11 protein-coding genes are annotated in these 12,383 nt (G+C 54.7%); 1 reads left to right on the top strand and 10 read right to left on the bottom strand.

The features are described from left to right. From asnS to IPH75_11990, 10 genes are all read right to left on the bottom strand, one after another. Nucleotides 1-1,398, bottom strand: a complete 1,398-nt coding sequence (asnS, locus tag IPH75_12035) for an asparagine--tRNA ligase (GenBank protein MBK7142797.1) — start codon at nt 1,396-1,398, stop codon at nt 1-3. 307 nt (nt 1,399-1,705) lie between these two features. Further along, nucleotides 1,706-3,442 carry a HAMP domain-containing protein gene (locus IPH75_12030; protein ID MBK7142796.1) on the bottom strand — a complete coding sequence of 579 codons (1,737 nt, stop codon included), beginning with the start codon at nt 3,440-3,442 and terminating at the stop codon, nt 1,706-1,708. A gap of 337 nt (nt 3,443-3,779) precedes the next feature. Beyond that, nucleotides 3,780-3,986 (bottom strand): hypothetical protein, encoded by a 207-nt coding sequence (locus tag IPH75_12025; protein MBK7142795.1) that lies wholly within the window; start codon nt 3,984-3,986, stop codon nt 3,780-3,782. Then, nucleotides 3,958-6,282, bottom strand: a complete 2,325-nt coding sequence (locus IPH75_12020; protein ID MBK7142794.1) for an NTP transferase domain-containing protein — start codon at nt 6,280-6,282, stop codon at nt 3,958-3,960. The genes IPH75_12025 and IPH75_12020 overlap by 29 nt, the downstream gene beginning before the upstream one ends. Nucleotides 6,283-6,315: 33 nt before the next feature. Then, a complete protein-coding gene (locus IPH75_12015) occupies nt 6,316-6,975 on the bottom strand; it encodes an MtnX-like HAD-IB family phosphatase (protein ID MBK7142793.1) in 660 nt (219 codons plus the stop codon). A 9-nt stretch (nt 6,976-6,984) separates the two neighbouring features. After that, nucleotides 6,985-7,269: a hypothetical protein gene (locus IPH75_12010; GenBank protein MBK7142792.1), complete on the bottom strand. Its 285-nt coding sequence runs from the start codon at nt 7,267-7,269 to the stop codon at nt 6,985-6,987. After that, complete coding sequence (locus tag IPH75_12005) at nt 7,266-8,024, bottom strand: sulfite exporter TauE/SafE family protein (protein ID MBK7142791.1); 759 nt, start codon at nt 8,022-8,024, stop codon at nt 7,266-7,268. The genes IPH75_12010 and IPH75_12005 overlap by 4 nt, the downstream gene beginning before the upstream one ends. Next, nucleotides 8,021-9,601, bottom strand: coding sequence for a S41 family peptidase (locus IPH75_12000; GenBank protein MBK7142790.1), 1,581 nt, complete (start codon nt 9,599-9,601; stop codon nt 8,021-8,023). The genes IPH75_12005 and IPH75_12000 overlap by 4 nt, the downstream gene beginning before the upstream one ends. Continuing rightward, a complete protein-coding gene (tmk, locus tag IPH75_11995; GenBank protein MBK7142789.1) occupies nt 9,598-10,227 on the bottom strand; it encodes a dTMP kinase in 630 nt (209 codons plus the stop codon). Before tmk ends, IPH75_12000 begins: the two co-directional genes overlap by 4 nt. Before the next feature lie 85 nt (nt 10,228-10,312). Beyond that, nucleotides 10,313-11,500: an inositol-3-phosphate synthase gene (locus IPH75_11990; protein ID MBK7142788.1), complete on the bottom strand. Its 1,188-nt coding sequence runs from the start codon at nt 11,498-11,500 to the stop codon at nt 10,313-10,315. Nucleotides 11,501-11,653: 153 nt separating this feature from the next. Here IPH75_11990 and IPH75_11985 point away from each other — a divergent pair, with 153 nt between their 5' ends. Beyond that, a complete protein-coding gene (locus tag IPH75_11985; GenBank protein MBK7142787.1) occupies nt 11,654-12,316 on the top strand; it encodes a TetR/AcrR family transcriptional regulator in 663 nt (220 codons plus the stop codon). The last annotated feature ends 67 nt before the right edge of the window (nt 12,317-12,383 follow it).

Below are 12,383 nucleotides of genomic sequence, written 5' to 3'. Positions count from 1 at the left end.
TTAAAATCGTGCCCAGCGGGGGACTCGCGGAAACGGCACGACATCCCGGATATTCCCCATCCCGCTGATATACATCAGCGCCCGTTCAAACCCCAGCCCAAATCCGGAGTGGGGGACTGAGCCATACCGGCGAATATCCAGATACCAATAGTAATTCTCCAGGTTGGTTATCCCCATCTTCTTCATCCGTTCAACCAGCAGGTCATGTCGTTCTTCGCGCTGACTGCCGCCGATGATCTCGCCCACCTTGGGGACCAATACATCCATCGCCCGGACAGTTTTTCCATCGTCGTTCATCCGCATATAAAACGCTTTGATCTGCTCCGGGTAGTCATAGACGATCACCGGTTTCTTGAAAACTTTCTCCGTGAGAAACCGTTCATGCTCGGATTGCATATCGATCCCCCACGAGACCGGGTACTCGAATTTCTCGCCCGACTTCTCCAGCGTTTTGATCGCGTCGGTATAGGTCAGTCGCTGGAAATCCGACTGGACGATTGATTCGAGTGTCTCTCGGACCGAGGTATCAACCCACTGACCAAAGAACTCCATTTCGTCCTTGCAGTTTTCCAGCGCATAACGGAACAGATATTTCAGGAAATCCTCAGCCAGATTCATGTTGTCTTCAAGCTCTGCCCAGGCCATCTCCGGCTCGATCATCCAGAACTCCGCGGCGTGGCGGCTGGTATTGGAATTCTCCGCGCGGAAGGTCGGGCCGAACGTGTAGATATCACCTAATGCAGTCGCCATCAACTCACCCTCGAGCTGTCCCGACACAGTCAGGAATGCTTCCGACCCAAAGAAATCAGCATCCCAGTCGATCTTTCCCTCTTTCATCGGCGGGTGATAAAGGTCGACTGTCGTCACGCGGAACATATCTCCGGCGCCTTCGCAATCCGAAGCAGAGATGATCGGTGTGTGAACGTAGAAGAACCCGCGCTCCTGGTAGTACTGGTGAATCGCATAGGCGATCTTCGAACGAAGCCGGTTCACCGCGCCAAACGTGTTGGTACGCGGGCGGAGATGCGCGATATCACGGAGGAACTCCATGCTGTGGCGCTTCTTCTGTAACGGAAAGGTTGCATCCGCCTCGCCGACCAGATTCAACTCCTCCACCGCCAGTTCATATTTCTGCCCTTTGCCAGCGGAGGGGATAAGCTTCCCTTTCATCCTAACCGCGGCGCCGGTCAGTATCTTATCGAGAACAGGGTGTTTGGACGGATCGTTGACCACGCCCTGGAGATTCTTCATGCAAGAACCATCATTCACCTCAACGAATGCCACCTCCTTGCCGGTCCGGACAGTCCGAACCCACCCAAGGATAATTAAAGTGGAGTCGACAGGTATGGTATCGTCGACCAGGATCCTGGCAATTTTGGTTCTGCTGGTATAATCCACGACAGTCTTTGCTCCTGGTTAATTCCGGTTCATGCTTAATCTCGCCAAAATACGGCAGAACAGCCAAATGACAAGTACGGAGTTCTTGTGGGTCCGGAATTGTTAGGATTACGTTTTATCTGCCAAGCAGTTATCAGAAATCTGAAACTTTTGGCAGGCAACTCACATATAATAACCAAAGGCCAGGCTGAACGTGCCCAACACACGCCAGCAAGGTTTACATAGTTCCCAACCTATCATTCATGACCGTCGAACTCTCGTGGTTCGGCGGTCATATTTTTTGCGCTAATTGTGTCCGGGAATGAAATCAGTTCACCTTGAACTTGGCGACTACCTGCTGGAGCTGTTCGGCCTGATGGTGCAGTTCCTCGGCGGCAGTCGCTGACTGTGCGGCCCCGGTGGCATTTTCCCGAATGGAGGTGTTGATCCCTTCGATACTCCGGCTGATCTCTTCGGCCGCGGCCGACTGTTCATTCGCCGCCGTCGCGATCTGCATGATCATATTGACCACCTGCTGAGACATCGTCACGATCCCGGTCAGACTGCTTCCAGCCTTGTCGGCCAGTTCACGGCCATGGTCCACCTGCTTGAGGCCGTTCTGCATGGAGCTGACCGCGTTGCTTGTTTCGCTCTGAATCCCCTTTATCATCGAGCTGATTTCGCCAGTCGCTTTGCCAGTTCTTTCGGCCAGCTTGCGAACCTCGTCGGCCACCACGGCAAACCCGCGTCCTTGTTCGCCCGCCCGAGCGGCTTCAATCGCCGCATTCAGCGCCAGCAGATTGGTCTGACTGGCGATATCATCGATCACGCTGATGATCTGTCCGATCTGGTCGGCCGACTTCGCCAGGTTACCAATAGAGTCTGCCGACTGGCGGACCACGTCCGAGATATGCTGCATCTCAAGGACCGTGTCATTGACGATCTTTCCGCCACTCAACGCGGTATCCGAGGCTTCCTGCGAGGCATTCCGAACATCGCCTGCGTTGCGCGAGGATTCCAGAATCGTAGCACTCATCTCCTCGACTGCGGCTGTCACCTGGCTGACTCGGTCAGCCTGGGATTTGGAGCCCGAGGACATCTGGTTGGCCGCTGCCGCTACCTGCGAGGCCGCCGATGCCAGTTCACGCGCGCTGTCTGCCAATTGGCGCACCAGCGCCGAAAAATTGGTGATCATTTTCTGGAAAGCAAGTCCGAGTTGGTCATTCTCCGACCGCGGCTTGACCCGAGCGGTCAGATCATTCTCCGCTATGCGCGACGTGAGATTCGTCAGGTCACCCAGATACGCAACCAGCTTGCGGAACGAGTCCGCTAATTGCCCGATCTCATCCTTCGACTCGATCGTCACAGTCTGACGGGCATCCCCAACACAGAGCCTGTCAGCAATACTGGTCAGTTGCTTGATCGGGCCGACAGTCACTCGATTTATCATCCACCCCAATGCAAATACTACCAGCACGAAGAGGCCGGTGAAAAACGTCAGGATCTGTACTTTGCTGCTGATGATCGCGCCACTGAGTGCTTCAATCTGCGCATTCCGTCCGTTGGCAAGTTCAACCACCTCAAGAATGGCCTCGCGATGTTTGGTGTACAGTTCGCCTAGTTGCCCGAACGCAAGTTCCCTGACTTTCTGCTGACGGCCAGCCAATGCGGCCGGAACGAGATCCCGTTCGACCACCCGATAGAATTCTTCTACTGGTTCATATGAGCGTCTGAGCAGAGTTGTCTTCAGTGCCCCGCTCTCCAGCTTTTTCTCCCAAACTTCGCGACGGTCGTAATACTCTTTCTTGAGCGTGGTGAGGCGATCCGCCAATTGTTGAATTTTGTAACGGTCCGTCTCGCCGGTCATTTGTGTCACGACGAGGTATGATTCGATGATATACTCAGGCGGGGGGAGGATATCCGCGATAAGATCCTTGCCATCGGTGATCCGACCGTACAGTTGCCCGCCGACCTTCACCTCGTTGAGAAGGCTGTATGACACTATTCCAAGACTTATCATCCCCAGCGCGCAGATCGAGATGATGCTGAGAAACTTGGCTCTCATACTGAGGTTGGAGAAAAATCGGAGCATTGGGTCCTCTATTGCTGGTAACCGCAACCAGGTACGCCGCAGGCGTCCCCGGTCTCAATTTTTATCAACATTCACCCTTCCCCATAGTCCGCAATCGCATTCCGGCAGGTGTGAACTGTTCACATCACCCAAACCACGATGTCATATCATGTTTCGGCTAAATCACTCGCTGGTTTAGTGTTTTGCGGAAATATGGGGCGAATTCCCCTTATAAAGCGGATAGATTTTATCTCAAATACCGGATGCCCAAAAGGAAACGGCCCCGCGATCACTCGACGGGGCCGTTGGGAATGTGTGTGGCTAGCGCGACCTAAGCAGTCTGCGATTCCTCGACAAAGGCGCGGTAGTGGTCCAACAGCCGGTTGGTCTCTTCTTTTGAGCGGGACTCGGCGTGAATATTAAACGAGGCCTTCAGCCGGTCTGGTGCAATCAGCACCCAGCCGTCATTCTCAAAAATCCTGACTCCATCGATCAACTGCCGCTCTTTGTCATTGGACGTGACGATCAGGCGGCGCATCACGGTCCCCTTTCTTGGACCAGGGGCAGGGGACGGAAATGGACTGCCGCACAAACGCTTCGTGGCTTTGACGGAGGTGTCCGAGCCGGCTGCGGGTTTTGGCCATCATTTCCAGGATCTTCACCGCGCCCAACATGGCATCGGCTCCCATCTGGAAACCGGGGAAAATGAATCCTCCCTTGGTGCCGCCGACAAATTCGATTCCGCCGCGAGTGTGCGCATCCATCATCGCGCGATGATCATTGGACACGCGCACAACCTCGACGCCATACTCCCGCGCCACCTCCTCGATCCCCATCGAGGCTACCACTGGCACCGCGATCTTTTTCGGACGATGAACCTGAAGGTAGAGATCGGTGACAATCAGCAACAGCATCTGCGGATCGAGCGGCTTCCCCTGTTCATCAACCACCGTCAGCTTCTCTGCGGCAGAGTTGAGACGGAATCCGATATCCGCCTTCAGCGAGGTGACGATCGCGGCCAGTTGGACGATCGCCTGCGACTGCTCATCGGCCGACGAAGAGAATTTCCGCGGATTGAGACTCGCATTCAGTTCAGTCGCGGAGATCCCCAGAAGCGAGAAGAGCGTGGGGAAGATCTGACTGGAAGCGCCGTTCGAGTGATCGATCACGATCTTAAATCCTGCCTGGCGGATCAATTCAACATCCGTAGCCGACAGGAACTCCTCACGGTAGTTGTCCAGCACGCGGGTGGGGCGGTCGAGATGTCCGATCCGGTCGAGCGGTGCGCGTTCGTAATCCTCACCGAAATATTGCCGTTCGATCTTCTTCAACTTGCTGGTCGGCATATCCAGCCCATTGCCATCGAACAGGATGAAATCGATCTGGCGATAATCGTCCGGATTATGCCGTACATAGATGCCGGCATCAAACTTATCTTTGCGCAGTCCATACCGCACCACCGGGATCGGCATAGTCTCCAGATCCGAAACATGCACGCCGTTCGCCAACAGCCCGGAAATGAGACCACGGCGCAGGAGACGGGAAATATCCGATCCATCGCGGCTCGTCACTACTCGCGCGCCAAGACCCAGAAATGCCCCCAGGGCCGAACCAACACGCACCGCCATTTCGGGTGTGATCTCGGTCAGCGCAAGACCAGTGATCTTGGAATCAGTGAACAGCTCTCGATTCCACTTGTCTCCCCAGACTACCGAGGAAGAAACGATCGCGCCATCATCAACCTGTTTTCCCGGCCAGATCTTGATATTGGTTTTGACCGTCACCGAATCGCCGATCACGCAGTCATCGGAGACGATCACGCGATCATTCATCTGCACATTGTGGCCGATTCGGTTCCGATTACAGACGGTCGCGGAGAAAAACGAAGATTCATTGCCGACAAAACAGTCGGCCCAGATGACGGAATTGACCAGGTTGCATTTGTGCCCGATCCGACCGCGCTGCCCAATACAGACATTCTCCAGCCGGGTCCCTGATTCAACCATCACATCATCGGCCAGGATCACCGTCCCATGCATCTGCACATCCGGCGCTACCGTGACATTTCGTCCCTTATAAACGGTCGCCTGGTCGCTCCGGGAGACCTCCATCTTTAAGTCAATCGCAACCTTGTTGTCGAACAGGTCGATATGCACGTTGTGATACTCGTCGACATTTCCGACATCCCGCCAGTACCCCTGCATGATTTCGCCATACAATCCCATCTGGCGCGAAAGCATCAACGGGTAGAGATTCTGGGAGAAATCAAAATTGGTTCGTTTCGGGATTAACTCGATCGCCGATGGTTCCAGAATATAGATACCGGTATTGATCGTATCGGAGAATGCTTCGCCCCATGACGGCTTCTCAAGGAACCGAACAATACGACCATTGTCGTCGGTGATGACTATCCCATAGGCGAGCGGGTTCTCCATCCGGGTCAACAGGATCGTGGCATCCGCCTTTTTCTGCGTATGCCAGGCGATCGCATCGCCCAAATTGAAATCTGTCACCAGATCGCCCGAAATGACGATCACCGGCTCATGGACATTCTCCAGCGCAAAGCGAACCGCGCCAGCAGTGCCGTAGTCGTCATCCGGCAACCGATAGTCCATCTTCACGCCAAACTGGCTGCCATCTTTGAAATAGTTCTTGATGATCTCCGGCTGGAAATAGAGCAGCGATGTAATGTCGGTGATATTGTACTTACGGAGCAAACTGACGACATGCTCCATCATTGGGATTGTGCCGACAGGAGCCATCGGTTTTGGGACATTTATCGTCAGGGGTCGAAGGCGGGTGCCAAACCCCCCTGCCATGATCAGTGCTTTCACCGGTTCGGTCCTTCCGAATTGGGTTGTGCGAGTCTATTGATGCAGATACCCGGTCGCAACAAGCCGCGACGCGACATCATCAAAGGTATCGTAGTCGATAAAGGGAATATGCTTCTCGCGGCAGTAGTGGGCCAAGTCTTTTTTCGCAAAGAGTAGGTCGGCCGTGGATGCGGCGCAGGTGTCGGAATAACCATCTCCGACGAAGACCGTGCGAACCGGTTCACCGGCAGCCATGCGGTACTCGTCGATGATCTCACCTTTGCAGTTTCCGCACCGTAGACAGGCGCGGTTTTTCCGCGGGAAATCGATCGTCAGGCCGTTATCCTGGAGACGGGCAATGTTGGAGATAACCTGAAGGTCCGTAAGCTTATATCTTTCAAGGACGAACCTGATATAGAGATCCAGCCCATCCGAAAGTATGACCGGCTCAATCCGGTTTTTCCTACAGAGCGTCACAAATCCGGCAAAACCAGCATCGATCTCAAACTGCTCCAGATAGGTCATGATCTCATCCGGAGACGCACTAACCATTTCGGCTTCCCGTGTCAACACCTCTCGGCTCGACATCCGTCCCGCTTTCCAGTCCGGCAGAAGCGCGTCATTCCGCCCGCCGCTGAAATGATGAAAGAGTGAGTAGCCGATATCGCGGCGCGAGATAGTGCCGTCAAAATCACAGAAAAGCAGAGTCTTCATGATATTCCGTTAGCGGACCATTTGTACTGCGATCGAGATCAGCAGGAAAGCTAACAACAGGTAGGTCAATAGCTGGTATCGCGGTTGATGGCTCTGCCGGAATTGGTGGGCGACAAACAACAAGCGGAGATGATAACAGACCAGTAACAGGATGATCCCCCAGAAGCTGAATCGACCGGCGTCATCTATCCCTGCCAGAGAGAGTCCCAAACTGACACCAAACCAGACTACAAAGAAAAGCCAGGCCCAGTGATCGAACGACACCAGATCGGACAGCCGAGACTTGATACTCACATTTCACCCCAGGCGCCATACGCGAGGCGGAACGCTACGTAGATCATCACCACGAAGAAGATGATCTTCACCGCTGTTGGTTTGGCGACTGTCCCCAGTTTCCCGCCCAGCTTGCCACCGATGACCGTCCCAAGAATAACTGCCGGCGCGACAGCCAGATTGACCAGACCATTGATAAAGTAAACGGCCAGCGACGCTGCGCCGGAGAAGCCGACAATAAACGACGAGGTTCCTCGCGCAGTGGAAAGAGGAAGACCAAACATCAGGAACATGAGCGGGACCACGATCACTCCGCCGCCGATCCCAACCAGCCCGGCCAGGATCCCGCCCAGGGCGGCAAGGAAAACAGAGAGCATGAGGCGGGCTCGTTTGTTTGCTGCAACGGTCGAGGCGGATTTCTCTTTACCATGCAGAAGCGAGATCGCCGTATATGCCAGCACCGCCGCCAACATGAACTTGACATAAGTTGCCGGGATGATCGTCAGCAGCGTGCTTCCGATGATCATCCCGACTACCATTGCAAAGGTCAGTACGACCATCAGTTCAAGATCGACCATCCCCTTTTTCATATACTCTGAAGATGACGCGAGGGAGTTGATGACGATTGCCGCCATCGAGATCGGGATCGCCGCTTTGATGTCATACCCCATCGCCAGCGTAAGGAATGGCACAATGACAATGCCGCCGCCGACCCCGAGATAACCGCCGACTAGTCCCGCCAGCACACCGCAGAGGATCAAAAGAGCGATCGTCACAAGCGGACTTTCTTTTTCAGCAGTTCAATAGCGAGCCGGATATCCGGCCGTTCGTGCACGATAACCTCGGCGTACGCTTTCCAGGCGCCGAATTTCCGCTCGTACGCTTCCTGGCGTAACCGCATCTCGATATAGTCGCGATAGTCGACAAACAGCCGTCGATCAAGCTGGAGCGATCGCTCATACAGCTCTCTTGATCGCTGGAGGACTTCCGCGGAATATCCACTCTCCTGGGCGGTAAGCAAAACGATCAGCGCTGCCTCGGTTCGCGGGGAGATATAGAGGAAATCCTGACTGGCCGCAAAGGTGGCAAACTGCGAACCCCAACTACTGTCTGGGCCAAGAAGAGGAGGCCCGGCAATGATGTCATCCTGGTGTTGATGAGCAAAGCGGGAGATCAACAGCGACCGCTCGATCTCTCCGATAAAAGGATCTGTTTCCGGAAGGGAAAGATAGTGATCGGGTGGAAGACCAGTCCCGGTATCATGCAACACCGAATCCAGTTGATTCAGATAAACGTCTCCCTGCAGGTAGTATCGCGAAATGGTCAGCCGTACGCCGCTTCCATCCTGAAAACGGGTAAACCCCTGTACCAGCCCTTTGCCAAATGTTGTATCTCCCACCAATTCAGCACGGCCGGACTGCTTTAATGCGCCCGCGACGATCTCCGAGGCCGAAGCAGAGCCGCCGTCAACCAGCACCATCATCGGAAGGCCGCCGGTGATATCATGACCGGTCGCCTTGTGAATCTCGCGGTTCCACCGCGAACGGGCATCGGTGCCAACTATGAATTGCCCCGCCTCAAGAAAAAGATCGGCCGTCTCAAAGGCTTCGGTAAACAAGCCGCCTGGGTTGCCGCGAAGGTCCAATATGATCCCGCGCGCATTTCCTTTGTTGGGTTCAAGCAGGGTATCGATCGACCGTCTCAGCTCAGTTGCCGCCCCGGCATCAAAATCCAGAAGCCGCACATACAGCATACTGTCAGGTGTAAATCCGGCGAAGGGGATATGCTGAAAGTTGATCCGTTGCCGCGTGACTGTTATCGCCAAAGTGTCGCCAGTCGATGGGCGGTAAACGCCGATCTGGACGCTGGTCCCTTCGACTCCGCGAAGTAATTCAGTTGCCTCCGGCACCTCTTTATTGGCGAGCGAGGTAGAATCAACGCGAATGATTATGTCCCCGGTCATCAGGCCAACCTTGGCCGAGGGACCATCCTCCCGCACCGCCATCACCAGCAGACCAAGCTCGTCACGAACGATCGACACACCGATCCCGGTGTAGGCACCGGTCATCTCTTCATCCATCGCCCGAAAAGTCTGCGGCTCGACATAGTCGGAATAGCGATCCAGATCGGCGAACATCGCTTTACGTGCCGCGTCAAACATCCTGTCCCAATTCACCTGGCCGGAATATTCCCGTTCGATCTGCAGGGCGATAGACGGTATCTGAAATGCCCGCTCGATATCCGGATCAGACAGCACCACCAGTCCGATCGATCCGCAAATGACCGTCAACAGGACAGCAAAGATGCTCGCCAGCAGGAGGTCACGACGGTTGACTATGGGAGCTTCGGTCATGCCAGGTCCAGTTTCCTGGAGAGGTGACGCGTGACATCGGCAAAAACGATCTCCACCGGACGCGAAGCATCGATCACTTTCACCCGGCGCTTCTCTTTTCGGGCGATCTCAAGAAATCCGGCGCGCACTCGTTTGAAGAAAGCACGTGGTTCGGATTCGAGCCGATCGAGGTCTTTGCCTAAACGGCTCATCCCGGTGGCAACATCAACATCAAACACCAGCGTCAGGTCGGGGGCGACTCTATTCGTGGCGATAAGATTCAGTTGCTTGACCATCTTGATATCCAGTTTCCGTCCATATCCCTGATACGCGGTGGTGGAGTCGTAGAATCTATCCAGAAGGATTATATGCCCCTTACGCAGGAGCGGGACGATCTGTTTTTCGACGATATCAGCGCGGGAGGCTTCATACAGGAGCAGTTCGGTCATGGCCGACATTTGGGCCTTGCGGTCCAACAGGATAGCCCGGATCCGCTCAGCCACCTCGGTCGACCCCGGCTCGCGCAGGACCTTAACCGCAAACCCGCGTTCGCTCAGGAATTTCTGGCTGAGAGTGAGGTGAGTCGATTTGCCGGAGCCATCGATCCCCTCGAATGTGATCAGTTTGCCGGTCGTTTTTTGCGTCATATCGTCAACCTGGGCGCCGTGGAAAAAAGAACCGGCGACCTTGGGTCGCCGGTTAAAGTAGAGGACTCAGTGAAGAAGTGGAAACTTATTTTTTCTTCTTCACGACTCTTTTTTTGCTGGTCGCCTGCTTGGTCTTGGTGGCAGCGGCAGGCTTGCGGGCGGCAGCACGCATCGGCTTTTCAGCCTTGCCGGACTGCTTCCAGCCATACTTGGCGATAAACTCCTCGGTCAGACGGCGAGCTTCCTCGTCCGTGTACTGGACCGGCGGAGATTTCTTGAAGTACGACGACGGCTCAATCAACGCACCCGAAAGGCCGTTATCCAGCGCCAGCTTGCAGCAACGGACCGCATCGATCACGACACCGGCGGAGTTCGGCGAATCCCAGACTTCCAGCTTCATCTCAACATTGAGCGGGACATTGCCGAAAGTCGTCCCTTCCATCCGGATATAGGCCCACTTACGGTCAGAGAGCCACTCGACATAGTCCGACGGTCCAATATGGATATTGGCCGGCGCCATTTCGTACGGCAACTGGCTGGTGACCGAATTGGTCTTGGAGATCTTCTTCGACTCGAGACGCGAACGCTCCAGCATGTTCAAGAAGTCGGTGTTACCGCCGACATTGAGCTGGCTGGTCCGTTCCAGACGGACACCGCGCTCGTAGAAGAGGCGGGTCATGATCCGGTGGACGATCGTCGCGCCAACCTGTGACTTGATATCGTCGCCGATGACCGGGAGACCTTTCTCACGGAAACGCTTCTGCCAATACGGCTCACGGGCGATAAAGACCGGAATGCAGTTCACCAGGCCACAGCCAGCCTCGAGGATCTGCTCGACATACCACTTGGTCGCTTCTTCCGAACCAACCGGCAGGTAGTTGATCACAACATCGGTCTTGGTGTCGCGAAGCAGCTTCACGATATCAACCGTGTCGCCAGGGGCCTTCTCAATGATCTGAGAAAGATAGTGCCCGAGACCGTCATGGGTCATGCCGCGCTGGACTTTGACACCGGTCTTCGGCACATTCGAAAACTTGTACGTGCAGTTCGGTTTGGTGAAAACTGCATCGGCCAGATCCTTGCCGACTTTGTTTTTGTCGATGTCGATCGCGGCGACGAATTCGATATCACGAATATGATAGCCGCCAAGATTGACATGCATCAGGCCGGGGACCTGATCGTCATCTTTCGCCTTCTTGTAGAACTCGACGCCCTGCACCAGCGAGGATGCACAGTTACCGACGCCGATGATCGCTACTCTCACTTTACCCATTGTATAGATTTCCCTTCCTGGAAATGTGAATAGACAGGTTATTATACCGGGCAATTTATCCCGCTATCGTCCCCAGTCAAACGGAAATGAAATCTTGACAATAAATATATAGTTATGGTATATAGAAGATGACTAAACGGTCATAATTATAGGGTGTGTCCATGCCGGTTAATTGATGAAAACCAGATCGCGCAATTAGCCAGACAGAAGGTAGTTAGCGAGACTTTCCGAAGGCTCCCGCCTGAAAAGAAGGAACTGATCTACCAGACGGCGATCCGCTTGTTCGGGCGGTATGGCTACGATGGTCTCCCCATCGACCGGCTTTGCACCGAGGCGGGGATCTCCAAAGGCTCGTTCTTCCAATACTTTCCGTCGAAAACGCATCTGCTCGAATTCGTCATCCTGGTCTTCGATGATTTCTTCGGCAAGTGGATCGGCGAGGTCCGCAAGCAAGAGAAAGCGGTGCTGGCGCGTGACCGTTTGTTGCATTTATTTCATGCGGTGGTGATGAATGCGAAACTTTTTCCCGCGGAAAAGATATTCTACCTGTTCGCCACTCACGCCGTGGCGCATGCGAGAGTCGAAATTGAGGGAGTTGATATTGAACGCCACGTCCACGAGTATGTGCAGGAGATCATCGAACGCGGGGAGGAGACGGGGGAGATACGCCGTGATGTTAAACCGGAACTGACCGGCTATCTGGTGGCGATCATTTTCGGCGCGATGGTCGGCCGCGAATACGCCGGCAAACGAATCTCCGCCCGCCCATCGGGTGAGTATCTGATCTCAGTGCTGTTTGACGGGATCAAGGCTTAGCGACCAACTCGCTCTGCATTGGGGCCGACAGGTGCGGTCCACTTTTTGGAAATTCAGATTGCGCCTG

It is taken from the genome of bacterium (genome assembly GCA_016708025.1).
Taxonomy (GTDB): domain Bacteria; phylum Zixibacteria; class MSB-5A5; order GN15; family FEB-12; genus FEB-12.
The sequence above is the reverse complement of the archived record's forward strand: the minus strand, read 5'-3'. Positions and strand labels throughout refer to the sequence as shown.

Excerpts from the sequence above, each read along its gene's own strand:
- IPH75_12030 (MBK7142796.1), bottom strand. The coding sequence starts at position 3,442 with ATGAGAGCCAAGTTTCTCAGCATCATCTCGATCTGCGCGCTGGGGATG.
- IPH75_12000 (MBK7142790.1), bottom strand. The coding sequence starts at position 9,601 with ATGACCGAAGCTCCCATAGTCAACCGTCGTGACCTCCTGCTGGCGAGC.
- IPH75_12025 (MBK7142795.1), bottom strand. The coding sequence starts at position 3,986 with ATGCGCCGCCTGATCGTCACGTCCAATGACAAAGAGCGGCAGTTGATC.
- IPH75_12015 (MBK7142793.1), bottom strand. The coding sequence starts at position 6,975 with ATGAAGACTCTGCTTTTCTGTGATTTTGACGGCACTATCTCGCGCCGC.
- tmk (MBK7142789.1), bottom strand. The coding sequence starts at position 10,227 with ATGACGCAAAAAACGACCGGCAAACTGATCACATTCGAGGGGATCGAT.
- IPH75_11990 (MBK7142788.1), bottom strand. The coding sequence starts at position 11,500 with ATGGGTAAAGTGAGAGTAGCGATCATCGGCGTCGGTAACTGTGCATCC.